This is a genomic window from Hymenobacter nivis, from assembly GCF_003149515.1.
GTDB lineage: Bacteria > Bacteroidota > Bacteroidia > Cytophagales > Hymenobacteraceae > Hymenobacter > Hymenobacter nivis.
This window is the reverse complement of sequence record NZ_CP029145.1, coordinates 1,911,443-1,938,199: the sequence shown is the minus strand read 5'-3', so window position 1 is coordinate 1,938,199 and position 26,757 is coordinate 1,911,443. Positions and strand designations below refer to the sequence as shown.

Here is a 26,757-nt window from a genome sequence, read left to right as displayed (position 1 = left end):
GCTCATCTGGCGTCCGCGCAGCCGAAGCATCTCTCCCGAAGTAGTAATTAATTAGTCAGCGAGAGAGATGCTTCGGCTGCGCGGACGCCAGATGAGCATGACCGCCTAAAAAAATTATCCAATCTTGCGGGCCGTGTTGATGACGTTCACGCCGTTGAAGCGGGTGGTGGCCGAGCCGTGGCTCACGGCCGAAATCTGGGCCGGCTGGCCCTTGCCGTCGAAGAAGGTGCCGAACAGGCGGTAGTCCGACTGGTCGCATACCGAGTGGCAGGCGCCCCAGAATTCCTGGGTGTTCGACTGGTAGGCCACGTCTTCCAGGGGCCCCGTAATCTGGCCCTTCTCGATGGCGTAGAACATCTGGCCGCCGAACTGGAAGTTAAACCGCTGCTGATCAATGGAGAATGAGCCTGCTCCGGCGATATAAATGCCCTTGTCGACGCCCTTAATCATGTCGTCGACGCTGAGCTTGGCCGCGCCGGGTTGCAAGCTCACGTTGGGCATGCGCTGGAACTGCACGCTGCTCCACGAATCGGCGTAGCAGCAGCCGTCGGAGGCCTTTTGGCCCACGATGTGCGCCTGGTCGCGGATCTTCTCGTAGTTCACCAGCTTCCCTTCCTTGATGAGGTCCCAGCGGCCGGTTTTCACGCCTTCGTCGTCGTAGCCCACGGCGCCCACGGAGCCCGGTTGCAGCTTATCGGCCACGATGTTGACCTGCTTCGAGCCGTAGGGCAGGCCCTTGGCTTTCCATGCCAAAGTGGCGAACGAAGTGCCCGCGTAGTTGGCTTCGTAGCCCAGCACGCGGTCCAGCTCCAGCGGGTGGCCCACGCTCTCGTGGATGGTGAGGCCCAGGTGGCTGGGGTCAAGCACAAGGTCGTACTTGCCCGGCGTCACCGATTTGGTGGTGAGTTTTTGCTTGGCCTGCTTGCCGGCCAGCGCGGCGTCGGCCAGGATGTCGTAGCGCTGCTTATAGCCCACCAGCTCGGTGCCGGCGGGGCCCGCCACCTGCTCGGCGGCGCTGGGCGTGAGGTACTCGTAGCCCAGGCCCATGGGCGAGCTAAGGGCTTCGCGCGAGCGGAACTTGCCGGTGGTCTTGTCGATGGCTGTGACGCTGAACGTGGGCCAGATGCGGTGCACGTCCTGGTCGATGTACGAACCGTCGGTGCTGGCAAAATATTTCTGCTCGTTCACCTGGAATAGGCTGGTGCCGATGTAGTTGGCGCCCGCGTCCAGGGCCCGGGCGTTGGCTTCCAGCAGCAAGTCCACCTTCTGCTTGATGGGTACCTCGAAGGCGTTCTGCTGGATGGGCGTTTTCCAGCTCACCTCGCCGTAGCCGGCCTGGGCAGCCAGCTGCACGGGCTCCTTCTGCACCAGGTGGTTGGCCTTGGCAATGGCCACGGCCAGCTGGGCGGTGGCGGCAATGCTGTCGGGGGTCACCAGGCTGGTCGAGGCGAAGCCCCAGCAGCCCGCCACCAGCACCCGGATGCCCACGCCGTAGCTCTCGGTGCTCACGATGTTCTGCACCTGCTTCTCGCGGGTGAACACGTACTGGTTGAGGTAGCGGCCGATGCGCACATCAGCGTAGCCGGCCCCGGCGCTCTTAGCGGCGTTGAGGGCTACGTCGGCCAGGCGCTTTTTCTGGGCCACGTCGGCCCCCGGCTCCAGCAGGCGGGCGGGGTCCACAAGGGCGTGGCCGAAGCCGGGCAGGCTGGGTAAAAACAGGGCCCCGGCGGCAAGGCCGCTCAAGCCCATAAAGTCGCGTCTTTTCATAGCGGTAAAGAAAAGATAGAAAAATTGCTATTCAGTGGAAGGGGCGCAAAATGACAGAAAAACGTCTCACCCAGGGGCCCCCAGGCAGGACGTTTAGTAAAGCAACGCCACTGTAGCGCGGATTTTAGCTTCGCTGACCTTTGGTTGTAGTCCGCGCTACAGTCGTTCTACACGGCGTCCGACAGGCTGGTGAAGGTGAAGTCGCGGATTTTCAGCGGCGGAATCAGGTTGCCGGCCAGGCGCACGGGCTTGCCGATGGCCTCCAGGTTGTTGAGCATGATGACCGGGCTCTCGTTGAAGCGGAAGTTCTTCACCGGGAACTTGATTCGGCCGTTCTCGATGTAGAAGGTTCCGTCGCGCGTGAGGCCCGTATAAAGCAGCGTTTGCGGGTCGACGGGGCGGATGTACCACAGGCGCGTGACCAGAATACCCTTGGCCGTGCCTTTGATGAGGTCGGCGGTGCTTTGGGTGCCGCCTTCCATGATGAAGCCGCCGGGGCTAGGCAGGTCGGGAATGCCGGCCTTCTGGGCCCAGTAGCGCGACGAGTACAGGTTCTTCACCACGCCCTTCTCAATCCAGGTAGTGCGCTGCTGCGGGCGGCCGTCGCCGCTGAACGTGAGGTCGGCAATTTCGGGGTTCAGCGGGTCGGAGTAGATGGTTACCTTCTCGTCGAACAGCTTCTCGCCCTTGCGGTTGCCGCCGCCCTTCTTACTCAGGAAGCTGCGCCCCTCGTCGGCCGAGCGCGCGTCGAACGAGCGCATCAGGGCCCCCAGCAGCGAGGCGTCGGAGTTCGACACCAGCGCGTTGGGCTCCAGAATAACGGTGTACTTGCCCGGCTCGATGGCCTTGGCGCCCATCGAGGCGGCGGCCTTGTCGGCCGCTACCTTGGTCATGCGCGCGGCGTCGAACTTGCCGGCGTCGGTGTAGTCGGCTGCGGCGTAGCCCGAGCCGGTGCCGTCGGGCGTGCGCACGGTGATGGAAAACGCCACGTTCGACACTTGCTGGTAGGCCTCCAGGCCCTTGCTGTTGCGCTTGGCTACGAAGCCCGCCGAATCGTTGAGGAACCCGGCCGAGCTCAGCTTTTTGGTGTCGCAATACTGCATACTCGTCGCCATCTGCTTGGCCCGGTAGTCGGGGGTGATGGCGGCGGTGGCCGGCGCGAACGACAGGGGCGAGGCCGCGTAGCTCTGGGGCCCCAGCAGGGGCAGGTACTCGGGGCTTTCGGGGGCGAGGCGGGCAATTTCCTCGGCCCGCTGCACGCAGCGGCGCAGGGTGGCGTCGTCGAACTGGTTGCAGGTGGCCACGCCGCTGCGCCGGCCGAAGTATGAGGTAACGGCCAGCGACACGTTGTCGGTGATGCCGGAGGTGCTGATGGCGTTGCGCGCCGAGCGCACGTTGCCCTCCAGCGAGCCGCTGAGGTTGGCCTCGCACTCGTCGGCGGTGCTAAAGCTCAGCACCTTTTTGAGGATGGTCTGGGCGTCGTCTTTGGAAATGATGGCCATTTTATAAAATGTGAAGATGTGCAGATGTGGAAAATGTGGAAATGCAGAAATGGGGAAATGGTGGGCCCTCAGGTGGCGTTGGCTTTGCTGGAGATGATGATGCGGGCCAGCAAGCGGCGCACGCTCAGCAGCGTTTCGGTGAGCTGAGTGGGCGGGGCTGGGATAATTGGGCGCGTGCTGGCAGAGCTGAAGCCAGTAGTCGGTTTCTTCGGCTTCCTTGGCGGCCACTTTGCACTTGTGGATGAAGTCGGCCCGGCTCTCAGCGTGCTGGCCTCGCCCACGTTGGCGCCCACCGAAGTGCCGCACCGTAGCAGCTGGCGAGCCACTACGTAGCGCCGCCCGGCTTCCAGCTCCTCCACATAGGCCAATACCGCCAGGGCCAGCTCGAAGGAAAGCCGCACTACCGGGTTATCAGCTTTCGCGGCGTTATTATCCATCAGGTCAGCCGTTGTGCCCATCACATTGCCATATTTTCCGCATTTTCACATTAAAAATCATCCCAGCTTGCGGCCGGTGTTAATCACGTTCACGGCGTTGAAGCGCGAGGTGGCCGAGCCGTGGCTCACGGCTGAGCTTTGCGAGGGCTGGCCCTTGCCGTCATTGAAGAAGCCCGCGAAGCGGTAGTCCGACTGGTCGCAGGTGGCGGCCAGCGAACCCCAGAACTCCTGGGTGTTGGCCTGGTAGGCCACGTCTTCGAGCATGCCCGTGATTTTGCCCTTCTCGATGGCGTAGAACACCTGGCCCCCGAACTGGAAGTTGTAGCGCTGCTGGTCGATGCTGAACGAGCCGTTGCCGGCGATGTAGATGCCTTTGTCGATCTTGCTCACCATCTCGTCCACGCTCAGCTTAGCGGCCCCGGGCTTGAGGCTCACGTTGGGCATGCGCTGGAACTGCACGTCCTCCCACGACTGTGAGTAGCAGCAGCCGTCTGATTCCTTCTGGCCCACCATGGCTGCCTGGTCGCGGATTTTCTCGTAGTTCACCAGCTTGCCCTGCTCAATCAGGTTCCACTCCTTGGTTTTTACGCCCTCGTCGTCCCAGCCCACGGCCCCCAGCGAGCCGGGTTGGAGCTTGTCGGCCACAATGTTCATCTGCTTCGAGCCGTAGGGTAGGCCCTTGGCCTTCCATGCCAGCGTAGCGAAGCTGGTGCCCGCAAAGTTGGCCTCGTAGCCCAGCACGCGGTCCAGTTCGAGGGGGTGGCCCACGCTCTCGTGGATGGTGAGGCCCAGGTGGTGCGGGTCGAGCACGAGGTCGTACTTGCCCGGCGTCACGCTTTTGGCGGTCAGCTTTTCCTTCACCTGCTTGGCGGCGCGGGTGGCGTCCTCCAGAATGTCGTAGCTGTTTTTGTAGCCGATAACGTCGGAGCCCGCGGGCCCCGCAATCTTATCGGCCGCCTTGGGCGTGAGGTACTCGTAGCCCAGGCCCATGGGCACGCTCAGGCTCTGGCGCGAGCGGAACTTGCCGCTGGCCTTGTCGATGGCCGTGACGGAGAACGTGGGCCAGATGCGCTGGATGTCCTGATCGATGTACGAGCCATCGGTGCTGGCAAAATACTTCTGCTCGTTCACCTGGAACAGGGCCGAGTTCACGAAGTTGGCGCCGTTGTCGAGGGCCGCGGCGTTGGCGGCCAGCAGCAAGTCCACCTTCTGCTTGATGGGCACCTCGAAGGCGTTTTGCTGAATCGGGGCCTTCCAGCTCACCTCTCCAAAACCCTTTTGCGGCGCGAGCTGTACCTGGACCTTCTGCACCTTGCTGTTGGCCTTGGCGATGGCCACGGCCAGCTGGGCGGCTTTAGCCAGGCCGGCGTCGCTCACATCATTCGTGGCCGCAAAGCCCCAGGTGCCGTTGGCAATCACGCGCACGCCCACCCCGAAGCTCTCGCTGCTCAGGATGTTCTGCACCTGCTTTTCGCGCGTGAAGATGCCCTGGTTGAGGTAGCGGCCGATGCGCACATCAGCGTAAGTGGCGCCGGCAGCCTTGGCCGCGTTCAGGCCGGCGTCGGCCAGGCGCTTCTTCTGGGCCACGTCCAGGCCCGGCTCCAGCAGCTGCGCGGGGTCCACGAGCAGCCCGTGGCCGAAGCCGGGGATGCTGGGCAAAAACAGGGCCCCGGCCGCCAGGCCGGTAAGTCCCACAAAGTCACGTCTTTTCAAAAGGGTAGGATTTTTAAAATGTGAGGAATGTGAAAATGTGGGGGAATGCGGGGGAGGTGGAAGAATGTGAAAATGTGGAGGACGCCAGATGAGCATGACGGCCCGGGGCCCTAATCTCCACATCTTCACCCATTCACTCATCCCAGCTTGCGGGCCGTGTTGATGACGTTCACGCCGTTGAAGCGGGCGGTGGCCGAGCCGTGGCTTACGGCCGATACCTGTGAGGGCTGGCCTTTGCCGTCGAAAAACGAGCCGAACAGGCGGTAGTCGGACTGGTCGCAGACCGCGGCGCACGAGTTCCAGAACTCTCGCGTGTTGGCCTGGTAGGCCACGTCCTCAATCATGCCCGCAATCTGGCCCTTTTCGATGGCGTAGAATACCTGGCCCCCAAACTGGAAGTTGTAGCGCTGCTGGTCAATGGAATACGAGCCGCGCCCGGCGATGTACACGCCCTTCTCCACACCCTTGATCATGTCGTCCACGCTCATTTTGGCGGCACCCGGTTCCAGGCTCACGTTGGGCATCCGTTGGAACTGCACGCTGCCCCACGAGTCGGCATAGCAGCAGCCGTCCGACTCGGTTTGGCCGAGGATATAGGCCTGGTCGCGGATTTTCTCGTAGTTCACCAGCACGCCGTTCTTGATGAGGTCCCAGCGCTTGGTTTTTACGCCCTCGTCGTCGTAGCCCACGGCCCCCAGCGAGCCGGGTTGCAGCTTGTCGGCTACGATGTTGACCTGCTTCGAGCCATACTGGAAATTGCCCGCCTTCCACTTGTCGATGGTGGCAAACGAGGTGCCAGCGTAGTTGGCCTCGTAGCCCAGCACGCGGTCGAGTTCGAGTGGGTGTCCGATGCTTTCGTGAATGGTCAGGCCCAGGTGGTTGGGGTCGAGCACGAGGTCGTACTTGCCGGGCGCCACGCTCTTGGCGGTCAGTTTTTCCCGCACCTGCTTAGCGGCCAGGGCGGCGTCGGCGAGGATGTCGTAGCTGTTTTTGTACCCAATCAGGCCCGTGCCGGCGGCCCCGGCAATTTGGTCTACGGCCTTGGGCGTGAGGTACTCGTAGCCCAGGCCCATGGGCGCGCTCAGTGCATCGCGCGAGCGGAACTTGCCGGTAGTTTTGTCGATGGCCGTGACGCTGAACGTAGGCCAGATGCGGTGAATATCCTGGTCGATATACGAGCCGTCGGTGCTGGCAAAGTACTTCTGCTCATTGATTTGGAACAGCGACGAGTTCACGAACGACGCGCCGTTGTCGAGGGCTGCGGCGTTGGCGGCCAGCAGCAATTCCACCTTCTGCCTGATGGGTACCTCGAAGGCGTTTTGCTGAATGGGCGTTTTCCAGCTCACCTCGCCGTAGCCTTTTTGGGGCGCGAGCTGCACCTTTTCCTTCTGCACCTTGCTGTTGGCCTTGGCCATTTGCACGGCCAGTTGGGCAGCCTTGGCCAGGCCGGCGTCGCTCACATCGTTGGTGGCGGCAAAGCCCCAGGTGCCGCCGGCAATCACGCGCACGCCGGCCCCGAAGCTCTCGCCGCTGGCCAGGTTCTGCACCTGCTTTTCGCGCGTAAAAATGCTTTGGTTGAGGTAGCGCCCGATACGCACGTCGGCGTAGGTAGCGCCGGCGGCCTTGGCGGCGTTCAGGCCGGCGTCGGCCAGGCGCTTTTTCTGGGCCACGTCCAGGCCCGGTTCCAGCAGGCGGGCGGGGTCGACGGGCGTGCCGCCGAGGGAGGGGAAGCCGGGTAGGAACAGGGCCCCGGCGGCCAGGCCGGTTAGGCCCACAAAGTCGCGTCTTTTCACAGAATGAAGCAGAAATGAATGCGGTCGCCGCCGCAAAGTAGAACGGAAATGCGATTTTGTTGCCGCTTTTTTTACGATGGGTCGTTTTAAAGGTGGGTGCCAGGGCCCCGGGGTTGCACGGCGCCGGGGCTCCGGGACGCAAAAAGCGGTGCGTTGGACAGCCGGAGCTTTTTGGCCGTAGCGCAGCCGCTATGCATTCGCGAGCTTGAGCGGGCGCCAAACGATTATCGCCAGGACGAAGCGAGTGCCGCGAATTCGCAGTGGCCACGCTATGGCCTCACTGCTTCAGCAGGCGGCTCGCGTAGGTTTGCTGGGGCCCCGCCCTTGCAGCAGGTACACGCCAACCGCCAGGTACGATAAGGCGCACGGCCTGGCCGGCGGGGTTGGGGTAATTGGCGGCGGCGGCGGTGAAGGCGCTGGGCAGCAACCTGGCGCAGTTTTTAGGTCCGTGCCTGGTCCGGTCCGCCGGCTTTTTCGGCCGGCCGACCGGTTGACCAGCCGCCGCTTGTTTTTCCTGACGACAAGGCGCAAGCTGCCAAACGCGCGCTACGGGGCAATACCTCAAAAACGGGCCAATACGGCCCCCAGCCTTCTCTTCCTAAGGTATTCCCCGGGGCCCTATGCCCGGGCCAGCACCACGTCGGCAAAGTCGCCGTCGTCGAAGGTAGTCACCACGCGCAGGCCGGCGGCGGCGGCCATAGCGGCAATTTGCGGGTGCGTGAACTTGTAGGAATTTTCGGTATGGATGACCTCCCAGGCCGCAAACGGCACGGCTTGGTCCAGGGCTCCCAGGTGCACGGTTTGGGCGCAGGTGCTCACCAGGTACGAGCGCACGGCGCCGGTCAGCGGGTCGTAATCCGTGTAGTGCTGCCAGGCGGCGAGGTCGAAATCGGCGGCCAGCTCGCGGTTGAGGCGCGTGAGCAGGTTCAGGTTGAAGGCTGCTGTCACGCCCTGCGCATCGTCGTAGGCCGCCCGGATGCGGCGCGGGTTTTTCTGCAAATCGAAGCCGATGAGCAGGCGGTCGGCCGCCGCCAGCGGGGCCGCCAGCTGCGCCAGGAACGCCGCCCGCTCGGTGGGCGCAAAGTTGCCGATGTTCGAGCCCAGGAACAGCACCGCTTTGCGCCCGGGCCGGGCCGCAAGCTGGGCCAGGGCCGTGGCGTAGTCGGTGGCCACGGGCGTGGTGCGCAGCCCTGGCAGCTCGGCGGCCAGGCTGGCCGCCAGCCCCGCCAGCGCGCTGGGCGAAATGTCCACCGGCACGTAGCTAAAGTCGTCGGACGTGGCCAGCAGCTCGCGCAGCAACAGCTTGGTTTTCAGGCCATCGCCGGCACCCAGCTCCACCAGCGCCAGGGCCCCGGGGGCTTCGGCGGGGTTGAGGGCGGCGGCGATGGCCGGGCCGTGGGCAGCAAAAATCCCGTACTCGGCCCGGGTGGGGTAGTACTCGGGCAGGCCCATGATTTGCTGAAACAGCTGGCTGCCCGCGTCGTCGTACAAGTACATCGACGAGAGGGTTTTGGGGGCCCGGCGCAGGCCTTCGGCCACGTGGGCGGCCAGGCTGGAAACAACCGGTGACGGGGCGGCGGAAGGGGTCATGCGGGTACTTAACGAAAAAACGGGTGCCGGGGTCTGGCACGGAAACAAAGTATGCCGGCGGCGTGGTAATCTAAAAACGCGCCCCGGCCCCCGGGGCTGGCCCCGCCGCTGGCTGCAAACCGCGCCGGCCGGGGCCCTGGAGCATATTTCACATCGGTGCGTGTGTTCTGAAAGCGTTAAAAACAAAGAGTTAAACACCTTTTAACCTGTATTTTAACTTCTCAATCTTAACTTTTAACCAAGTGTGCCCCGATGGAAACTGCCCCAAAGCTACCGCGCCAGCCGGATGCCGGTGAATTGCCAGCGCTTATCGGCGTGGAAGAAATTGCGGTAGCTGACGCGGCCGTGGCTGCGCGGCGTGGCGCAGGAAGCTCCGCGCAGCACCAGCTGGTTCACCATAAACTTGCCGTTGTACTCGCCCAGGGGCCCCGCCGAGCGGCGGTAGCCGGGGTAGGCGTGGTAGGCCGAGTACGTCCACTGCCAGCACTCGCCCAGCAGCTGGTGGCAGGCGGTGGGGTCGGCGTCGGCGGGCACAGGGGCGGGGTCAAGGCGGGGGCTTTCGAGCCAGGTGCCGTCGTCGGCGTGTCTGGCCCCAAAGCGGCGGGCGGCCACTTCCCACTCCTGCTCGGTGGGCAGGCGGGCCCCCGCCCACTGGGCGTAGGCGTCGGCCTCGTAAAAGCTAACGTGCGCGACGGGCGCGGCCAGCTCCAGCGGCCGCAGGCCGTGGTGCGTGAAGCGCAGCCACTGGCCGTCAGGGCTTTTTACCCAGTAGAGCGGCGCCTGCCAGCCCGCCGCCTGGGCCAGGTCCCAGCCCTCGCCCAGCCAGTGGCGGAAGTCGCGGTAGCCGCCGGCCTCCACAAATTCGAGGTACTCGGCGTTGGTCACCAGGCGGTTTTGTAGCTCAAAATCGGGTACCAGCGCCTCGTGCACCGGCAACTCGTTATCAAAGCAAAAGCCTGCGCCCTGAAACCCGACTGGGAACACGCCGCCCGGCACCGGCAGCCAGGCGGCCGGCGGCGCCAGGGCCCCCGCGTCGGCCGGAAAGGGGCCGGGCGTGTATTCAGGGTTCAACGGACTGGTGCTGAGGATGAACTTGATGTCAGTGGCCAGCAGCTCCTGGTGCTGCTGCTCGTGCTGGAGGCCCACTTCCACTAGTTCGCGGGCGGCGGCGGGCAGGGCGGCTTCGTCGGCCAGCAGGGCCAGCAGGTGGGCGTCGACGTGGGCGCGGTAGGCCAGCACCTCGGCCAGCGCCGGGCGCGTGAGGGTGCCGCGCTCGGCCCGGTTCACACGCGAGCCCAGCGAGTTGTAGTATGAGTTGAACAGGTAGGCAAACTCGGGGTGAAATACCTGGTAGCCGGGCGCGTAGGGCCCCAGCAGCATGGTTTCCCAAAACCAGGTGGTGTGGGCCAGGTGCCACTTGGGTGGGCTCACATCGAGGGTGGGCTGCACCACGGTGTCTTCGGGCAGCAGCGGCCGGCACAGGGCCTCTGATTGGTCGCGCACGGCGCGGTAGCGGTCGGCCAGGGCCCCGGCCGGGGCGGTGGCAAGGGCGGGCGCGGCCCAGGCGGTAGTCAGCGGCAAACTCATACGAACGAAGCGCAAAAACGGAAACTAAGGCCTTCAACCGCTAGGCAGCTTGCTTGGTTGCACGGCCTGCGCAACGCTCGTCCACGCACTCGCCACAACAGTTCAGCATAAATACGTAGAACTTATCCGTAAAAGCTGGTATTTTAGGCTTATTCTGAGGCGATTCGTAACTATATTCCAGTTCAGTACGGTAACATGTTATTCAAGGTAACGACAGTCATTGTCTTGGTGGAATTTTACTCCTTCTTCTAATTATACTAGCCATGGAAGTAACAAACACGTCCGAAGCCACTACTCCGCGTCCGGCCAACCGCACCGGCGCTAAAAGCCGCCGCGGCTTTGCCGCCATGAGCCCCGAAACCCAGCGCCGCATTGCCAGCGAAGGCGGCAAGGCCTCGCACGCCAGCGGCCGCGGCCACCGCTTCACCGCCGAAGAGGCCCGCGACGCCGGCCGCAAGGGTGGCCTTGTGAGCCGCCGCCCCGCTAAAAATAGCCAAGCCGGCTACAAAGCGGCCACCTAACGCACTCTTTTAGAATAATTTATCTTAGGACTTGCGCAGTTAGGGGTGAATTAGGCAAAAAATACCCACCCTGCTCACACAAAGCAAGTGCGCAGATTACCTGCTGAGTACGCCAAGAAACTACACGTGCATGCATCTGGCGGCGTATCTGCCCGACGTCAGTCACGACCAGGTGAATCGGTTCTTGCGCGATAATCAGTTTTCTTCTAGTCAATTGCGTCAGCTCGTACTACCGCTGCTCTCCGATTCACCGGGAGCTTTTCTGGTGGTGGACGATAGCGTGCAAGACAAACGCATCGTAAGTTCATCGCAGTAGCCAAGCGTCAACACTCCGGCAACGTGCACGGCATGGCCACTGGGATTGGCTTGGTCAATTTGGTGCGCAGCAGCGGCGGCGCCGGCGATTTTATGCCCCTGGATTTCCGGCTTTACGCGCCGGACCAGGATACGAAGACCAAAAACAACCATTTTCTGGACATGTTCCAGCAGGTAGCAGCAGAGGGCAAATTGCTGGCGCGTACCATTTTATTTGATTCCTGGTATGCGGGCAGCACGGATCTGAAAAAGGTTCATCGGGCCGGTCGGATGTTTTTCACGACCCTGAAAAGCAACCGGTTCGTGAATTTGAGCAAAGAAACCGGGTGCCAAAAGTTGGATTCGCTCGAACCACCTGCTCCGGGCTGGAGCAAGGGCGTGGAAGTGCGCCTGCAAGAGGTGCCGTTTGGGGTAAAATTATTCAAGCTAGTGGTCACAAACGGCGATATTGAACGTTTCATTACCAACTATTTAGCTGCTCACTTGGCCTGTGAAATGGTGATTGACGCGGTTGAAGTGCGCTGGTAGGTGGAGGAGTTTCACCGCAGCTTCAAGCAGGTAACGGGGGTCGGAAAAGTGCCAGCACCGCAAGGCTATTTCCCAGCGTAATCACTTAACGTGCCGTTTTTAGCTTGGGTATCGTTGCGGCAGTATGCGCAGGCCATTGGGCAGACTCTTTACCAGGCGCGCCAATTGCCCTGGGCGGCGTTTCTGCGCCAGCAACTACGCCATCCATCTATTCCGCTGCTTTTGCCAGGCGCTGCGTAAGTCCTAAAATCTAAAAAAGTGCGCTTATTTGAGACCGCCGCCTAGGGCATTCCATGGTTCACACGTGCGGGGGTCGCGGCTGCCTGGTACGCTTCAGCGCGCCGGTAGCCGCGGCCCCCGCATCTTTGCGTCATGCTCCAGCTTTCGGCTTCCCGGCGCGACTTGCGCTTCAATTTTCCGGCCCGCACCTCGCGCGGGGCCCTGGCCGTGCACACGGCCTGGTACCTGCACCTGCGCGACGCTGCCCGCCCCGACGGCCCGGTAGGCGTGGGCGAGGCCGCGCCCCTGGCTGGCCTTAGCCCCGACCACGGCCTGGGCTTCGCCGCTGAAGTAGCGGCGCTATGCGCCCGGTTCAACGCGGCAGGCTACGCCGAATTTGTGGCCACCGATGCCCCGGTGCTGGTGGGCCCCGGGCGGCCGGCCCTGGCATTTGCCCTCGAAACTGCGGCCCTGGACTGGGCCGGCGGCGGCCGGCGGCAGCTGTACGGCAACGCTTTTGCCACGGGCCAGGCAGGCTTGCCCATCAACGGGCTGGTGTGGATGGGCGACGCGGCCTTCATGCGCCAACAGATTGAGGAAAAGCTGGCCGCCGGCTACCGCTGCCTCAAGCTGAAAATCGGGGGCCTGGACTTTGCCACCGAGCTGGCAATCCTGGCCGAAATCCGGGCCGTGGCTGGGCCCGCCCAACTCGTGCTGCGCGTGGACGCCAACGGCGCCTTTGCGCCCGCCGAGGCCTTGGGCAAGCTGGGGCAGCTCGCCCGGTTCGATTTGCACTCCATCGAGCAGCCCGTGGCCGCTGGGCAGTGGGGGGCCCTGGCCGAGGTTTGCCGCCACTCGCCGGTGCCCGTGGCCCTTGATGAAGAGCTGATTGGCCTGGAAACCTCCGCCCGGCAGGAGGCCCTGCTCGACGCCGTGCGCCCCGCCTACCTCGTGCTGAAGCCCACGCTACTGGGTGGGCACGCCGCCACCCGCCGCTGGGTAGCCCACGCCGAAGCCCGCGGCCTGGGCTGGTGGATGACCTCGGCTCTGGAATCAAACATCGGCCTGAACGCCGTGGCCCAGCTCACGGGCGAGTTTGCGGTGGGCGACTTTGCCCAGGGCCTGGGTACCGGCCAGCTCTACCACAACAACGTAGGGGCCCCGCTGCACATCGCCGCCGGCCACCTTCACTACGACCCCGCGGGCCCCTGGGAAACGCCGTAGCGGCCACCCGCTCGTACCACCAAGCTGTGCTCGCACCGCAGGAGACTGCCTCAGGGCCCTAGGGTAGCATGGTGCCTAGAGCGGTTTCCAAATCACTGTACATGATATCCACAATGGTCAAACCAATTTTTGGCATCCTGTTCGGTTACCCACTCGGCGGCGGCCCGGATGGCTTCCTCCAGCAGGTCGCGGGTACGGGTCTTGGCGGTGCGCAGCCACGTCTTGAGCTTGCTAAAAGCCAGTTCAATGGGGTTGAAATCAGGCGAATAAGGCGGCAGGTAGCGCAGCCGTGCCCCGTATTTGCGCACGATATCGTCCAGCCTGTCCACCTTATGCACGGAGAGGTTGTCGAGTACCACCACGTCGCCCGGCCGCAGGGTGGGGCCGAGCACCTGGTCGAGGTAGGCGGCAAACACGTCGCCGTTGACAGCCCCGTTGACAGCCCCGTTGACGCTGAGCAACGCCCCGAGCCCGTCCGGGGTCAGGGCGGCGAGGAGCGTCACGTTCGGGCCGCTGTGCAACGGCACGGCCTGGTCCAGGCGCTGGCCGGCCGGGGCCCGGCCATAGCGGCGGCAGTAGGTGAGGTTAGTGCTCGTCTCGTCCACGAATACGAAACGGGTAACATCTTCTGGCTGAATGGCTTCCAAAAACAAGCGGCGCAAGGCTACGACGCGTTCGGTGTCACGCTCGGCGGCGTAGATGCTTTTTTTTTGCGCCCCCACCCCAGGCGCTCGACCGCCCGCCACGTACTCGTGCGGCTCAGGGCCGGGCCGGCGGCGGCGGCCAAGGCGAGGCTTATTTCGGCCAGTGTCGCGTCGGGCTGCGCCACCAGACAGGCCCTCAACAGGTCCTGGCCCGCCGGGTCCAGGCGCGGCATCGGGCCGCCGCTCGCGGGCAGGGCCGCCAGCGAACCGCTCGTACGTTGACGACGCAAAAGCTTGTCCACGAAGGAGATGGAAACGCTGAATTGCGCCGCCACTTGGTAAATCCGGGCCTGCGGCGCGGCACATGCCGCCGCTACCCGTTCCCGCAAATCAATCGAATACGCTTTCATAACAGAAGGTACGTGAAATTCTGTACATTGAATTGGAAACCGCTCTAGAGCATTTTTCAGGTTAGTATACGGTCTGGCTGCTGCTGGTCCGCTAGCTTTTTCAGCCGGCCAACCGCTTGTCGTCAGGGAGAACAAGCGGGTGCTGGCCAACCAGTCGGCTGGTCGAAAAGCCGGCGGACCGGACCGTGCACTGACCTTAAAATGGTTTTAAGTATGGCTTGGCGGCACAAGTACACGCAGAAGCTGTTTAGGAAATCGTCAGACCGTCATACTGAACGCAGCCGAAGCATCTCTACTGCTCAACTAATCAGGATTACTGCTGCGGGAGAGATGCTTCGGCTGCGCTCAGCATGACGTTCGATTTTGAATTTTCAGACTTCCTAAACAGCTTTGCAGCCAAGCCAAGCGCTTAGCTGTTGGTGATGGGGAAATAAAACCACGGCGTCTCCTCCATTCGCGCAGTACAAATAAGCCCATCGCAGCGCCCCTTATGCAATGATTGCCCTAACGGACAATAATCTGGGGTTACGGGCACGACCAGGGTGTTAATAATGGTCTTATAACCCGTATCTTACGGGAGTAATGAAAACGCTAATCTGCTTATTTGCGCTGCGCCGGGCTGGGGCCCGCCTGCTGGTTTTGGCCCTGCTGCTGGCAGGGGTCCAACCGGGCTACGGCCAGGATGCCGGCCTGTTTCGGCTGGCGCGGGCCGGGCAGCGGCGCATGTCCCTGCTGCTACAGGTACAGCGCAACCTGCCTATTGTACAAGTGTGGCTAAACGGTACGGGGCCCTACAACTTCCTGCTCGATACTGGCGTGGCCTCGTCGCTGCTGCTGTCGCCGGCTATTGCCGATTCGCTGCACCTGCCCCACGGCCAGGATTTCCGGGTGGTGGGGACCGGGGGCAAGCCCACCGGCCTGCTGGCCTACCAGTCGCCCCGGGTGCACGTGGGCCTGGGCCGCCACGGCCAAGAAGCCGTGGCCCCGGCCATGGCACTGCTGGTGCTCAACGGCGACTCGCTGAACCTGTCGGGCTACATGGGGCTGCGGGTGCACGGCATCCTGGGGTCGGAGCTGTTCCAAAGCTTCGTGGCGGCGTTTGAGGGGCAAGTGGGGGGGCAGGAGCGGCTGGTGCTTACGCCGCCGGCAGTGTACCAGCCGCCCCACAGCCGCCGCTGGACTGGCTTGCCGCTGGCTATTGAGGGGCGCAAGGCGTACTTCACGGTGGCTGTGCGCCAGGACGGCGACTCGGCCGCCCGGCCCCTGAAGCTGCTGCTCGACACCGGGGCCAGCCACGCGCTGTCGCTCGAAACTACCTCCGACCCGCGCCTGCACCTGCCCGCGCCCGGCCTGCCCGCCGACCTGGGCCACGGCCTGAACGGGCTGGTGCGCGGGGTGCTGGGCCGCGTGGCCACCGTGGACATGGGCCGCTACCGCCTGCCCACGGTGCTCACCTCGTTCCCCAACGCGGCCGATGTGCACGCGCGCACCGACGTGTTCCGCAACGGCAGCGTGGGCTACGAGCTGCTGCGGCGCTTCCGCATCGTCATCGACTACCCGCACCGGCAGCTGTGGCTGCGCCGGAGCTTGGCCTTCGCCGAGCCTTTCGAGCACGACATGGCGGGCTTCGACGTGCTGGCCGTTGGGCCTGCCCTGCGGCGCTACCAGGTGCTGGGCGTGGTGCCGGGTACGCCCGCCGCCGCCGCTGGCTTGCAAGACGGCGACGAGCTGCTGGCGGTGGGCATTTTGCCGGTCGAGCTGCTCTCGCTCACCCAGCTCACCCACCTGCTGCGCAGCACCAGCGGCACGGTGCTGCACCTGATTGTGCGCCACCCCGGCGGCGAGCTGCTCGCGGCCAGCCTGCGCCTCCAGCGCCGCATTTAGGGAGCGGGTTTTGGGAAGCGGGAGGTGGGAAATGGGGGGCAGCACTCACTCCCTGCTCCCCACTTCCCGCTTTTCAATTCCCCAAAACGCGGTACCTTCCCGGCCCCGCCCGCCCGCCGCCATGCCCCGCCCGATTGTTGCTTCTGCGCCGCCCCCGCCCGACCTGGTGGCCAACCAACACATCTACAGGGACTACTTTAAGGAAGAGTTTACCCAAACGCTGGACGAAAACATTTTGCAGCTCCTCGACCGGGTGTGGTTCCGCTCCGAGCTGGTGGGCTTCGACGACTACCCGCAGCGCAATAATCCCGACCGGCCGCTGATTTTTGCCTCGAATCACTCGGGCATGGCCTTTCCGTGGGACGCCATTGTGGCCCTCTCGCACCTGTGGCGCCACTTGCAGCAGTGCCACGGCCACCTGCGCGACCTGCCCCGGCCGCTCTCGGCCCCGCTGCTCTCGGCCACCACGCTGATGAATCCCTACCTGGTGCGCAATTTCTGGAAGAAGTGCGGCAGCGTGGACGCCACCACGCGCAACTTCGAAACCATGATGTACTACCAGGACCACAACCTGATGCTGTATCCCGAGGGCGTGGCGGGTATTGGCAAGGGCTTCAACCGCAAGTACCAGCTGCAGCGCCTGGCCACCAGCATGATCCGCATGAGCCTGCTGCACGGCACCGACATTGTGCCCTTCTACTGCATCAACGGCGAGTACCTCGACCCCTATGCCTACAGCTTCGCGTGGGTGAACCGGCTGGTCAAGAAAATCGGCATCCCGTTCCTGCCCATCACGGGGCTATTGCTGCTCATGGTGGTGCAGCCCTGGATTTTTTACCTGGCCCTGCCCGCCAAGCTCACCTTCGTGATGGGCACCCGTATCCGGCCCGCCGACCTCACCGCCAAAGCGTACGACGCGCTGACGCGCCCCGAGTACGAGGCCCTGGGCGAGCAGGTGCGCGGCCGCATGCAGGCCGAACTCGACGCCGCCGTAATTGCCCACGGCCAGCACCCTTACCAGTGGCGCGAGCTGTGGCAGCGCATGAAGGAAAACCGCCGCTTTTTCCCCTTCTTTTTACCCTTTGCCTGGCCCGCAGCCTTTGCCGAGTTTGAGCGCCGCTTCGTAACGAACGGCGAACGGAACTTCAAGATGCGCCTCGACGCGCCGGGCGCGTTCTGGAAAATGCTGTGGCGCAACCCCCTCGTGCTGGCCTATTTTATTCCGCTGCTAGGCTGGATTCCGCTGGCCATCAAGGGCTACAAAAACCACAAGCTCGGGCGCAAGCCTTAGGGCCCCGGCCCGCCGTTTATCAAAATATTCGTAAACTGCCCCGGGGTCCCGCCCGCCGCGGGTGGGCCCGGGCCGCCAAGCCTTCTCCTCTTTTCACTCCAGTCCCCCTTCTCGTCATGGAAGACCTGTTCAAAAAGTTCATCAACGCCGGGGTGGGCTACCTAGCCCAGGGGTTGGCCCAGGGTAACAAGAAAGTGCAAAGCACCATCGACGCCTTGGTGAAAGACAGTAAACTCAGCGAGCAGGAAGGCAAGAAAATTGTGGACGACCTGCTGAAAAGCGGCGAAACCAAGCGCACCGAACTGGAGCAGCAGCTCAAGGGCCTCGCCGACCGCATGAAGGACTCAGTAGGCCTCAAGGGCAAAACCAAAGACAACGCCCCCGCGGCCTCCGCCAAAAAAGCGCCAGCCAAAAAAGCGCCCGCCAAGAAAGCCGGGGCCCCCAAAGCCGCCGGGAGCGTAGCCAGCAAAGTGGCCGGCGCCACCCAAAAAGCCGCTGGCCAGGTAAGCGCCCCCGCTAAAGCCAGAGCCCCCAAAGCCCCCGCCAAGCCCCGCGCCGCGGCTCGGAAGCCCGCCGCTGGTTCGTCCGAGGCGTAGGCCCCGCGTTTAGTTTAGCGAAATAAAAAATCCGTTTGCCGGTGGGCAAACGGATTTTTTGGCTTGTGGGGCCCCGGCGCCGGGCTGCCGGTTCTTTGCCAGCTGCCCGGTAATCGCCGCCCGATAACCATTGGACCGTCTGGAAACCAGGGGCCCCGGCCGGGTAACGATTACCGGGCAACGGCTACCGGATAGCCGGCGAAAAGCCAGCAGCCCGGGGCCCCGCCGTAGCTTGCCGCCCCAACCCGAAAAACGAGCGGAACCCCAAAAATCCGTTGAATTCGCTAAATCCGCGGTCCATGTTCAAGAATACGATTTCCAACCTCACGCGCCTCAAAGAAGTGGGGGAGGTGCTGCTCAAGTACGGCTTTGAGGACGTGGTGACGACTACGCCCCTGCGCCGGCTGGTGGGCGCCAGCCGCCGCGTGAGCTGGCAGCGCGCCGAGCGCACCGTGTTCGATACCACGCGCTGGGAGCGCGCCCGCCTCGTGATTGAGGAGCTGGGGCCCACTTTCATCAAGCTGGCCCAGGCCCTGAGTAACCGCGCCGACCTGCTGCCCGAGGCCCTCATCGACGAGTTCGAGAAGCTGCAAAGCAACGTGCCCCCCTTCGACGTGGCCGTGGCCCGCCAGATTGTGGCCGACGAGCTGGGCCGGCCTCTGGAAGATGTGTTCAGCGCCTTCGACGATGTGCCCATTGGCTCGGCCAGCATCGGGCAGGTGCACCGGGCGCGCCTGCGCACGGGCGAGGACGTGGTGGTGAAAATCCAGCGCCCCGGCGTGCAGGACAAGGTGCGCGGCGACTTGGCCCTGCTGCACGAGCTGGTGCGCCTGACGGGTGGCTTTTTGCGCAACCACGGCTTGGCCAACCCCCAGGACGTGGTGGACGCCTTCGAGCGCAGCATAAGCAAGGAGCTGGACTACACCGCCGAGGCCCGCGCCATGGAGCAGTTTCGTAAGCTCTACGCCGACTACACCAACTTCTACATCCCGCGGCCCTACCGCGAGCTGAGCACGGCCAAGGTGCTGGTGATTGAGTACGTGGACGGCTGCAAAATCACGGATAAAGCCCAGCTTGAAGCCTGGGGCCTTAGCCCGGCCGCGGTGGCTGAAACGGGCATGGACATCTACCTGACCCAGATTTTCGAGTTCGGGGTGTTCCACGCCGATCCGCACCCGGGCAACGTGCTGGTGCAGCCCGACGGCCGCTTGGTGCTCATCGATTTCGGCATGGTGGGCAAGCTCACCAAGCAGCAGAAGTACGCCTTTGCGGGCGTGTTCATCGGCATGGCCCGGCAGGACGCGCGCGGTATGGCCGCCAGCTTCCGCCGCCTGGCCCTGACGGCGGAAATCCCCGACATGCATGCCTTCGAAAGTGACCTGAGCCTGCTCATTGAGGACTTCGCTTTGCTTGACGTGAAGGAGATGAGCATGGGCGACCTCGCCGACCGCCTCCAGACCGTCATCTACGACTACAAATTGCAGGTGCCGGGGGCCATTTTCCTCATCTTGAGGGCCCTGGTGATTCTCGAAGGCATCGGCAAGGTGCTGCACCCTAGCTTCAACACCTTCGAGTTTGTGCGGCCCTACGGGGCCCGTATTATGCGCGAACAGTACTCGCCCGAAAACATTCTCAACGAGGCCGAGTACACCGGCACCCAGCTGCTGGCCCTGCTGCAAACCCTGCCCGCTGACGTGCGCCAAATCGTGCGCAAAATCAGCAAGGGCGAGCTGCGCGTGAAGGTGGAGCTGAGCGGCTACAACACGCTGCTGCGCAAGGCCGACCAGCTCGTGAGCCGCACCATCCTGGGGCTACTGTGCGTGGCGGGACTGGTGTTTTCGGGCTTCACGCTGGTGGGCCACTACGCGCCCACCATGCGCTACTACCACGGCGTGGCCGCCATTACGTGGTGGAGCCTGGGCACCACCGCGTTTTTTCTGCTGATTTTGTTGCTGCTGGGCACCAGCCGCGAGCGGAAAGGGTAGCCGGCCGGGGCCCCACCGGCTCACCCAAATACGAACCCCTCGACGCCTAGGTACATGGCCACCACCTTGGCAAACAGCAGCGCTTCGAATTCCTGGTCGGCGCGAAACTTGCCGGCGATGATGGCTTGGCGCGACGCGGGCACCGAGAGCAACACCACGCGGGCCCGGGGCGGGCCGCTGCGCAGGGCGCTGTGCGGGGTGGCGGGGGCGGGCTCGTCCTGCGTGAAGGGCTTCACGATGACCTTGCTCACGCGGGGCAGCGGCTGCCAGGCGCCCAGCGCGAGGCCGAAAACCGTGGTGAAGTAGCGGAACTGGCCGTGGGGCCGGTCTAGGGCCAGCTGCCGAGTTTTGGCGAGCAGCGGCAGCATGGTGCAGTACGGCACCAGGGCCCCCACCGCCAGCAGGGGCTGCCACGTATCCCAGGGCACGAAAAGAGCCGCCGCGCCTAGGGCCGTGCCCAGCCCGGCCAGGTACTGAATGCGCCGCTGGTAAGCGGCGCCGTGTCGGTGCAGATAACAGGTGAAATACCGGGCCATCGTATGAATGTTTGGGTTATAAGTGCAAGACCTTCAGGCAATAGTGAATAAAAATAAACGAATAATGTAATCCTGCCCAATGTACGCAGTGGGCACAAAAAAACGGTCCCAAACCGATGAGATTTGGGACCGGGAACGTAAAATTTGCCGCCGGGCAGCGGGGCGGGCCCCCAGGGCTATTTCAGCTGCATGTCGTCGATGATGGCTTGGATTTTTTCCTTGGCCAGGCGTTGAGCCAGGTCGAAGTCCACCACCGATTTCAGGGGCTGGCGCACGCTGAAGTAGAACTTGATTTTGGGCTCGGTTCCGCTGGGACGGGCCGAGATTTTGCTGCCGTCCTCGAGGATGAACTGGAGCACGTTGGAGCTTTCCATGCCGGTTTCGGTGGTGTCGCCGGTGCGCAGGTCGCGGATGAGGCCGGTCTGGTAGTCGCGGATTTCTACTACCGGCTGGCCGGCAATGGTGGTGGGCGGGGCCTGGCGCAGGCCAGCCATCATCTCCTGGATTTCCTCGGCGCCGCGCTGGCCCTTCTTGGTCAGCGAAATCAGGTCTTCCTGGTAGAGGCCAAACTGGGCGTACATCTGGACCAGCTCCTCGTACAGAGTGCGGCCCTGGTCTTTGGCCACGGCGGCCATTTCGGCGGCCAGCGCGCAGGCCGATACGGCGTCCTTGTCGCGCACAAAATCGCCGATGAGGTAGCCGTAGCTTTCCTCGCCGCCGCAGAGGTAATTCTCCTGGCCCGCCAGGTCGCGGATGAGGCCGGCGATGTACTTGAAGCCAGTGAGCGTGTTGTAGCTCTTCACGTTGTAGTGGCGCGCAATGTCGCCGAGGATGTCGCTCGTCACGATGGTGTACACCATGTAGTCGTTGGGCGCCAGCTTATCGGCGCGGTGCCGGGCCCCCAGCAGGTAGTTGGTGAGCAGCGCGGCGGTCTGGTTGCCGTTGAGGAGCACCCACTCGCCTTTGTCGTTTTTCACGCCCAGGCCCACGCGGTCAGCGTCGGGGTCGGTGGCGAGCACGATGTCGGCGTCAAGGTCTTTGGCCAAATCCAGGGCCATTTGCATGGCCGATTTCTCCTCCGGGTTGGGGCTCTGCACGGTAGGAAAGTTGCCGTCAGGCGTCGCCTGGGCCTGCACAATGTGCACGTTATCAAAGCCAAAGCGTTGCAGGGCCCCCGGCACCAGCGTGATGCCCGAGCCGTGCAGCGGCGTGTACACAATCTTCAAATCGTGCTGCCGCTGGATGGCGGCCGGGTCCACGCTCAGCTTTTGCACCTCGGTGAGGTACTGGTCGTCCAGGTCGTGGCCGATGAGGTGGATGAGCGTGTCGACGGCGGTGAATTTGACTTCCCCAATGTCGGTGATTCTATTAACCTCCACGATGATATTTGTGTCGTGCGGCGATACCACCTGGGCCCCGTCGTTCCAGTACACCTTGTAGCCGTTGTACTCCTTAGGATTGTGCGAGGCCGTGATGACGCAGCCGCTCTGGCAGCCCAGCTGGCGGATGGCAAACGAAAGCTCGGGCGTGGGCCGCAGGCTGTCAAACAAGTACACCGTGATGCCGTTGGCCGAGAAAATACCCGCCGCGATGCGCGCAAACTCGGGGCTGTTGTTGCGCGAGTCGTGGGCAATGGCGACCTTAATTTCCTGGCCGTGGAAGCTCTGCATCAGGTAGTTGCATAGGCCCTGGGTGGCCATGCCCAGCGTGTAGCGGTTCATGCGGTTCGAGCCGGGGCCCATCACGCCGCGCAGCCCGCCGGTGCCAAACTCCAGGGTGCGGTAGAAGGCGTCGGTGAGTGCCTCGTCCTGCCCGGCTTCGAGCTGGGCGCTGATGGCGGCTTGGGTGTCGGCGTCGTAAGCCGGCGTGAGCCAGGCATTTACTTTTTGCTGGATGTCGGGGGCGAGGGCCATGCGAACGGAGAGAAAAAGGAGAAGAGAGGATAGAAAAAGACGGGTGGCCACCGGCGCGCTCGCCACCTCCGGTTAAACGGCTGTCGGGGCCCCGAAGATACCGGCCGGTGCCAATCCGGCGCGCCCGGCCGCTGCTAGCGCACCATTATTTTTTGCGAAACCACGTCCGCCGCCCCTTGGGCCCGCAGCACGTAGGCCCCCGGGGCCAGCCCGGCCACGTCGAGGGTCCCCGCCGGGGCCCCGGCGGGCAGCTGGCCGGTGGCCACGGCCCGGCCCCGCAGGTCAAGCAGGGTGAGGGCCAGTGCGCCGGGGCCCACGCCGGCCCGCTCGATGCGCAGCGTGTGGGCGGCGGGGACGGGAAACACGCGCAGGCCCGCCCGGGGCCCCGCCGCGGCCGCGGCCGTAACCACCGCCACCGCCGGGGCCGGCAGCCAGCGGCCCACGTTCAGCGCGTACAGGCGCTGCGGCACGGCGAGGGGCCCCACCACCACCCGCTCGTTGGACACCAGCAGCCGGCGGGGCCCTGCGAAGCACACGCCCTCGACCTGCCCCACCAGCGCCGCGCTGGGTAGCTCGATACGCCGCTTATTGCCCCGGAAAAACTGCGTGCCTGGGAAGTCCGACAGTAGCCACACGAACGTGGCCCCGGTGGTTTCGTCGTAGCCGAGCAGGGCCGCCGCGGTGCCGTCGGGGCTAATATCGGCGGCCGTTACCAGGCCGTTCACGTTGAATACGGCTTTGAGGTGGGCGGCGTGGGTGCCGGGCACGGCCGGCACGGTGTAGTAGCGCGTGCGGTGGTCGGCCCAGTCCTTGGTGAACAGGTGTAGCGAGTCGTTGCGGAAAAATACGGCCTCGCAGTCGTAGTCGTGGTTGTTCAGGCCCCCGCCGAACGTCGTCTGGTCGGGGTAGTAGAAGTTAATGGCCTGGGCCGACACCGTATCGGCCCCGGGGCCCAGGCCGGCCAGCGGCACGCGTAGCAGGCGCAGGTTGCGCCGGTCGCCGTAGTTGTTGCCGAAGTCGCCCACGTACAGGTAGCGGCCATCGGCGGTAATATCTTCCCAGTCGGTGTTGGGGTAGTTCAGTACCCGCACCTGCTGGGCGGCGCGGCCGGTGGCCGAGTCCACCCGAAACAGCACCGGTGGGTTGCCCCCGTCGTTGAAGGTCCACAGGGCCCCGGCGGCCAGCTGGAGGCCCGAGGTTTCGGGCACGGCCGCGTCGAGCAGGGCCTTAGCGGGCAGCGCCGCAGCGGCGGGGGCGTACTGGCACGAGCCGTCGTTGAGGCGGGCGGCGGGGTTGTAGTTGGTGGCCTGGGGGTCGGGGCAGCCGGTTTGGGCGCGGGCGGGACGGCCCAGGGCCAGGGCCCCCGCCAGCAGAAGCAACGCAGTGGTTTTCATGGCACTAAATGTACGGTGGCAGCCCGCCCACGCCCCACGGGCCGCACTTACGGATTTCGTAGCACCTTTGCGGCCGTACCGCGCCGCGGCGGGCGGTCCGCACCTCACTGTTTTTTTATGAAAACCGAAGACCTGAACCTCGCCCTCGTGGCCCTCATCGAAAAGAAGGCCGAGCTGCACACCCTCACCTACGACGACGCCCGCTACGACGAGGTGGAAGAGGCCCTGCACGACCTGGAAGACGATTTCAACGACGAGTACGGCGACTACCTCGAAGAGGCGCTCGACAAGGTGCACGGCGACCTGAAATCGGATACCGATGTGCTGCTGCCCACCGCCTACCTGCCCAGCGACCCGCGCTCGGCTCCCTCGCCCAAGGAGGGTGTGTGGGTCGATTCGGAGAAGTACCCCGGCAAGGAAGCCCGCATCACGCTTGTGCCCAACCCCGTGCGCATCATGCTCACGGTGGGCAAGCAGGTGCAGCAGGAGCTGTGGAAAGCCTAACAAGCCGTTTGATTTTTGCAACGATGTAGAGACGCATCCTTGCGTCTCTACATCGTTTAGGCGTTGACTCAAACCGATCCCCGACATTGTTCAAATTCCTCTACCGCCTCGCTGACCTCGCCGATTGGGAACAAGCCCAGCGCACCGGCTTCTTTGCCAGCGCCGACCTGGCGGCCGAGGGTTTCATCCACACCTCCGCGTGCCACCAGGTGCTCGAAACCGCCCGCCGCCACTACGCCGGCCGGGGCCCCCTGGTGCTGCTCGAAATCGACGAGGATGCCCTAGCCGCGGCGGAGGTGCGCGTCGCGCGCGAATGGGCCGCCGGGCGCCAAGAGCACTTTGCCCATGCCTTTGCCCCCATTCCGGTAGGAGCTGTAGCGCGCACCTGGTCCTTCGCCCCGGGCCCCGACGGCACCTTTGCGCTGCCGCCCGCGCTGCGCGACGGCACCTAAATTGGCTTCTAGACTTAGTACGAAGTGAGCTGCGAGGAACGTAGAACGCAGCGGCAGCTCACTTTGTGAAGCTGCTTAATAATTCGAAAGACCCAATCAGAACGACCGTTTTGAGTATTATTGAACAGCTTCTGCGTAAGAAGACGTGTCGGCGGCGAAACAGGGTGCCACTCCGTTTTACAGCATTAGCCGTTATTTACAGCATTAGCCGTTAACACCATGATGATCAAGTCTCATCTGGCTGTAGCTATGCAGCTGGAATCGATAATCCGGCCTGTTTCTGCCGGCCGTGGTGGTAACCCGGATTGAACTTCACCGGTAAGCAGTGGATGTAAATTTGCCGCTTGGCGGGCGGGTTGGGGCGGGGCTAGCCGGACGGCCTCTTGGCGGAGGGAAATTGCATAATGAGCATTTTTGCCTCTGCGTGGGGTGTGCCCGGCCACGGCTATGCACCAACTGATCAATGTGTGAACGTAGCCGGACGAGGTAGCTGGTTAGCGCGGCGCATCCAGAAACTGCTCTACTACCGTGCGGTATTTGGCGGGCTCCTCAAACCAGGGGAAATGCCCACTCTGCTCGAAAAATACGATTTTCGCGCCCGGAATTGCCTGCTGCAAGCGCCAGGCGGTGAGCGGCGCCACGTTCATGTCGTAGCGCCCGGTGAGCACCAGCGTAGGAAACCTGAAGCCGGCCAGCTTGGGGGTAAAATCTGCCTTGCCGGCATCCTCGCCCACGGCCTGCCCTACCGCCGGCTCCAGGCCCACGTTGTGGATGGGGCCCAGCTTTTTGAAGTACAAGTCGCGCTGCGCCGCCGAGTAGAAGAGCAGGTTGAAATGGGTGCGCATGCTGGCCTCGGCCGCGGCTTGCGTGACGACCGCCGGCTGCTTTTGCTGCCGCTCGGCGGCCATCGTCTCCGGAAAAACCTGGTCGAAGAGGTGCACGAGGGTGTTGAGGTTGCTGCCCGCCGCATTCGAGAGCACCAGCTTGGCCACGTGCTCGGGGTAAGCGCTGGCATAAGCAATGGTGAGCAGCCCGCCGTAAGAATCGCCGAGCAGCACGACTTTAGCGAGGCCCAGGCCCTTGCGCAGGGCCTCCAGGTCGGCTACCTGCGCCGCCAGGGTTTGGGGCGCGCCCGCTTGTACGGGCTTGGATGCCCCCGTGCCCCGCTGGTCATAAAAAATCACCCGGCGCTTTTGCGCCAGCTGCTTCCACACGTCAGTAGGCAGCAGGTAGGCGTGGGAAAGGCCCGGCCCGCCGTTGACGACCAGCAGCGGCAGGGCGCTGCTGCTGGCGCCAAACGTTTCGTAGCCAAGCGCCACCTGCTCGGTTGGGATTTTGCCCGTTTGGTGGGGCAGGGCCTGCCCGGTGGCGAGGGTCGGCCAGCCCAGCAGCAGGCCGCCCAGGGCCGCTGCGTAGCCTGCTCGCCAGGTCATTCGAAATAGCTGCATCGGTAATGCGGGGGAATCTGGGGAAAGAATGGCACGGGCTGGCACGGCAGCGCTGACTCGCCGGGGCAAGGTAGGCAGCCAACCAGGGAAATACCTGGGCCGGGTATTAGCGCCGCGGGAGGGATGGGCAAGGGGGGCTTTGCCGGGCCGGAAGCATTTTTTAAATTCGAGTGAGAAATTAAAAAGGATAAATTAAAAATTAAAAAATCGGGGCTTCCGTATCAAATTTTACGCGTTGCTTTTTCAGTACGTGGAAGCACTTTTCATCTCCGATTTCCTTCGCCGACGCCCGAAGTGACGAGTGCTTCTAAACGTGGCATTTAGAGCGGTTCCCATGCGAGCGTACTTAATTAACTGATGTCACGCACTGATTGCGCCTACGCTTCAGAAAGGGACTTCAGCTGCTTTAGCAAATTCCCTTCCCACGCAATATGTCAAAGCGGTGCGTAACATCAGTTAATTAAAAGTGAAGGGTTAAAATCCTTTCGACTTGTGTTTTAACTC

At 63.6% G+C, this 26,757-nt stretch carries 21 protein-coding genes and 2 pseudogenes; 9 read left to right on the top strand and 14 right to left on the bottom strand.

Features of this window, described 5'->3' with window-relative positions; translation table 11 throughout:
• Positions 1-114: 114 nt before the first annotated feature.
• From DDQ68_RS08415 to egtB, 8 genes and pseudogenes are all read right to left on the bottom strand, one after another.
• Positions 115-1,767, bottom strand: a complete 1,653-nt coding sequence (locus DDQ68_RS08415) for a TldD/PmbA family protein (protein ID WP_109655896.1) — start codon at positions 1,765-1,767, stop codon at positions 115-117.
• 167 nt (positions 1,768-1,934) lie between these two features.
• Entirely contained in the window at positions 1,935-3,269 is a 1,335-nt protein-coding gene (locus DDQ68_RS08410) for a TldD/PmbA family protein (RefSeq protein WP_109655895.1), read from the bottom strand.
• Between the two features lie 228 nt (positions 3,270-3,497).
• Positions 3,498-3,706: pseudogene (locus DDQ68_RS08405) on the bottom strand (four helix bundle protein); the annotation flags it as partial.
• Positions 3,707-3,763: 57 nt separating this feature from the next.
• Positions 3,764-5,419: a TldD/PmbA family protein gene (locus DDQ68_RS08400; RefSeq protein ID WP_109655894.1), complete on the bottom strand. Its 1,656-nt coding sequence runs from the start codon at positions 5,417-5,419 to the stop codon at positions 3,764-3,766.
• A gap of 137 nt (positions 5,420-5,556) precedes the next feature.
• A complete protein-coding gene (locus DDQ68_RS08395) occupies positions 5,557-7,212 on the bottom strand; it encodes a TldD/PmbA family protein (RefSeq protein WP_109655893.1) in 1,656 nt (551 codons plus the stop codon).
• 277 nt (positions 7,213-7,489) lie between these two features.
• On the bottom strand, positions 7,490-7,639 hold the full coding sequence (locus tag DDQ68_RS22710) for a hypothetical protein (RefSeq protein WP_162549947.1): 150 nt from the start codon (positions 7,637-7,639) through the stop codon (positions 7,490-7,492).
• Positions 7,640-7,830: 191 nt separating this feature from the next.
• Positions 7,831-8,802 (bottom strand): L-histidine N(alpha)-methyltransferase, encoded by a 972-nt coding sequence (egtD, locus tag DDQ68_RS08390; RefSeq protein ID WP_109655892.1) that lies wholly within the window; start codon positions 8,800-8,802, stop codon positions 7,831-7,833.
• A gap of 270 nt (positions 8,803-9,072) precedes the next feature.
• Complete coding sequence (gene egtB, locus DDQ68_RS08385; RefSeq protein WP_109655891.1) at positions 9,073-10,389, bottom strand: ergothioneine biosynthesis protein EgtB; 1,317 nt, start codon at positions 10,387-10,389, stop codon at positions 9,073-9,075.
• Between the two features lie 263 nt (positions 10,390-10,652).
• Here egtB and DDQ68_RS08380 point away from each other — a divergent pair, with 263 nt between their 5' ends.
• The 3 genes and pseudogenes from DDQ68_RS08380 to DDQ68_RS08370 all read left to right on the top strand — a co-directional run bounded on the left by DDQ68_RS08380 (position 10,653) and on the right by DDQ68_RS08370 (position 13,196).
• Positions 10,653-10,910 carry a KGG domain-containing protein gene (locus DDQ68_RS08380; RefSeq protein ID WP_109655890.1) on the top strand — a complete coding sequence of 86 codons (258 nt, stop codon included), beginning with the start codon at positions 10,653-10,655 and terminating at the stop codon, positions 10,908-10,910.
• A gap of 70 nt (positions 10,911-10,980) precedes the next feature.
• Positions 10,981-11,993, top strand: a pseudogene (locus DDQ68_RS24960) (IS701 family transposase).
• A 132-nt stretch (positions 11,994-12,125) separates the two neighbouring features.
• On the top strand, positions 12,126-13,196 hold the full coding sequence (locus DDQ68_RS08370; RefSeq protein WP_109655888.1) for an o-succinylbenzoate synthase: 1,071 nt from the start codon (positions 12,126-12,128) through the stop codon (positions 13,194-13,196).
• A 92-nt stretch (positions 13,197-13,288) separates the two neighbouring features.
• Here DDQ68_RS08370 and DDQ68_RS08365 read toward each other — a convergent pair whose 3' ends face one another.
• Both DDQ68_RS08365 and DDQ68_RS22705 read right to left on the bottom strand, forming a co-directional pair.
• Complete coding sequence (locus tag DDQ68_RS08365) at positions 13,289-13,858, bottom strand: IS630 family transposase (RefSeq protein WP_438830719.1); 570 nt, start codon at positions 13,856-13,858, stop codon at positions 13,289-13,291.
• A 2-nt stretch (positions 13,859-13,860) separates the two neighbouring features.
• Positions 13,861-14,250, bottom strand: coding sequence for a COG3415 family protein (locus DDQ68_RS22705; protein ID WP_162549796.1), 390 nt, complete (start codon positions 14,248-14,250; stop codon positions 13,861-13,863).
• A 582-nt stretch (positions 14,251-14,832) separates the two neighbouring features.
• Between DDQ68_RS22705 and DDQ68_RS08360 the strand changes: the two genes are divergently transcribed.
• The 4 genes from DDQ68_RS08360 to DDQ68_RS08345 all read left to right on the top strand — a co-directional run bounded on the left by DDQ68_RS08360 (position 14,833) and on the right by DDQ68_RS08345 (position 20,006).
• Positions 14,833-16,134, top strand: a complete 1,302-nt coding sequence (locus tag DDQ68_RS08360) for an aspartyl protease family protein (RefSeq protein ID WP_109655886.1) — start codon at positions 14,833-14,835, stop codon at positions 16,132-16,134.
• Positions 16,135-16,255: 121 nt separating this feature from the next.
• The gene (locus tag DDQ68_RS08355; RefSeq protein WP_245897382.1) at positions 16,256-17,425 is read left to right on the top strand and encodes a lysophospholipid acyltransferase family protein; all 1,170 of its coding nucleotides are present in this window, start codon (positions 16,256-16,258) and stop codon (positions 17,423-17,425) included.
• Positions 17,426-17,541: 116 nt separating this feature from the next.
• Positions 17,542-18,021, top strand: coding sequence for a phasin family protein (locus tag DDQ68_RS08350; protein WP_109655885.1), 480 nt, complete (start codon positions 17,542-17,544; stop codon positions 18,019-18,021).
• A 299-nt stretch (positions 18,022-18,320) separates the two neighbouring features.
• Positions 18,321-20,006: an ABC1 kinase family protein gene (locus tag DDQ68_RS08345; protein WP_109655884.1), complete on the top strand. Its 1,686-nt coding sequence runs from the start codon at positions 18,321-18,323 to the stop codon at positions 20,004-20,006.
• A 20-nt stretch (positions 20,007-20,026) separates the two neighbouring features.
• Here DDQ68_RS08345 and DDQ68_RS08340 read toward each other — a convergent pair whose 3' ends face one another.
• The 3 genes from DDQ68_RS08340 to DDQ68_RS08330 all read right to left on the bottom strand — a co-directional run bounded on the left by DDQ68_RS08340 (position 20,027) and on the right by DDQ68_RS08330 (position 23,849).
• Positions 20,027-20,542, bottom strand: coding sequence for a hypothetical protein (locus tag DDQ68_RS08340; RefSeq protein WP_109655883.1), 516 nt, complete (start codon positions 20,540-20,542; stop codon positions 20,027-20,029).
• A gap of 176 nt (positions 20,543-20,718) precedes the next feature.
• Positions 20,719-22,455, bottom strand: coding sequence for a phospho-sugar mutase (locus tag DDQ68_RS08335; protein WP_109655882.1), 1,737 nt, complete (start codon positions 22,453-22,455; stop codon positions 20,719-20,721).
• 134 nt (positions 22,456-22,589) lie between these two features.
• A complete protein-coding gene (locus DDQ68_RS08330) occupies positions 22,590-23,849 on the bottom strand; it encodes a T9SS type A sorting domain-containing protein (RefSeq protein ID WP_109655881.1) in 1,260 nt (419 codons plus the stop codon).
• 117 nt (positions 23,850-23,966) lie between these two features.
• On the opposite strand from DDQ68_RS08330, the gene DDQ68_RS08325 reads away from it, so the two are divergent.
• Entirely contained in the window at positions 23,967-24,353 is a 387-nt protein-coding gene (locus DDQ68_RS08325; protein WP_109655880.1) for a hypothetical protein, read from the top strand.
• An 86-nt stretch (positions 24,354-24,439) separates the two neighbouring features.
• Positions 24,440-24,805: a DUF952 domain-containing protein gene (locus DDQ68_RS08320; protein WP_162549944.1), complete on the top strand. Its 366-nt coding sequence runs from the start codon at positions 24,440-24,442 to the stop codon at positions 24,803-24,805.
• Positions 24,806-25,299: 494 nt separating this feature from the next.
• Here DDQ68_RS08320 and DDQ68_RS08315 read toward each other — a convergent pair whose 3' ends face one another.
• A complete protein-coding gene (locus DDQ68_RS08315) occupies positions 25,300-26,253 on the bottom strand; it encodes an alpha/beta fold hydrolase (protein ID WP_211320250.1) in 954 nt (317 codons plus the stop codon).
• Between the last annotated feature and the right edge of the window lie 504 nt (positions 26,254-26,757).

Bases quoted from the DNA above. Each gene is read 5' to 3' on its own strand.
- DDQ68_RS08415 (WP_109655896.1), bottom strand. From the start codon at position 1,767: ATGAAAAGACGCGACTTTATGGGCTTGAGCGGCCTTGCCGCCGGGGCC.
- DDQ68_RS08410 (WP_109655895.1), bottom strand. From the start codon at position 3,269: ATGGCCATCATTTCCAAAGACGACGCCCAGACCATCCTCAAAAAGGTG.
- egtD (WP_109655892.1), bottom strand. From the start codon at position 8,802: ATGACCCCTTCCGCCGCCCCGTCACCGGTTGTTTCCAGCCTGGCCGCC.
- egtB (WP_109655891.1), bottom strand. From the start codon at position 10,389: ATGAGTTTGCCGCTGACTACCGCCTGGGCCGCGCCCGCCCTTGCCACC.
- DDQ68_RS08380 (WP_109655890.1), top strand. From the start codon at position 10,653: ATGGAAGTAACAAACACGTCCGAAGCCACTACTCCGCGTCCGGCCAAC.
- DDQ68_RS08370 (WP_109655888.1), top strand. From the start codon at position 12,126: ATGCTCCAGCTTTCGGCTTCCCGGCGCGACTTGCGCTTCAATTTTCCG.
- DDQ68_RS22705 (WP_162549796.1), bottom strand. From the start codon at position 14,250: ATGAAAGCGTATTCGATTGATTTGCGGGAACGGGTAGCGGCGGCATGT.
- DDQ68_RS08360 (WP_109655886.1), top strand. From the start codon at position 14,833: ATGAAAACGCTAATCTGCTTATTTGCGCTGCGCCGGGCTGGGGCCCGC.
- DDQ68_RS08355 (WP_245897382.1), top strand. From the start codon at position 16,256: ATGCCCCGCCCGATTGTTGCTTCTGCGCCGCCCCCGCCCGACCTGGTG.
- DDQ68_RS08350 (WP_109655885.1), top strand. From the start codon at position 17,542: ATGGAAGACCTGTTCAAAAAGTTCATCAACGCCGGGGTGGGCTACCTA.
- DDQ68_RS08345 (WP_109655884.1), top strand. From the start codon at position 18,321: ATGTTCAAGAATACGATTTCCAACCTCACGCGCCTCAAAGAAGTGGGG.
- DDQ68_RS08340 (WP_109655883.1), bottom strand. From the start codon at position 20,542: ATGGCCCGGTATTTCACCTGTTATCTGCACCGACACGGCGCCGCTTAC.
- DDQ68_RS08335 (WP_109655882.1), bottom strand. From the start codon at position 22,455: ATGGCCCTCGCCCCCGACATCCAGCAAAAAGTAAATGCCTGGCTCACG.
- DDQ68_RS08330 (WP_109655881.1), bottom strand. From the start codon at position 23,849: ATGAAAACCACTGCGTTGCTTCTGCTGGCGGGGGCCCTGGCCCTGGGC.
- DDQ68_RS08325 (WP_109655880.1), top strand. From the start codon at position 23,967: ATGAAAACCGAAGACCTGAACCTCGCCCTCGTGGCCCTCATCGAAAAG.
- DDQ68_RS08315 (WP_211320250.1), bottom strand. From the start codon at position 26,253: ATGCAGCTATTTCGAATGACCTGGCGAGCAGGCTACGCAGCGGCCCTG.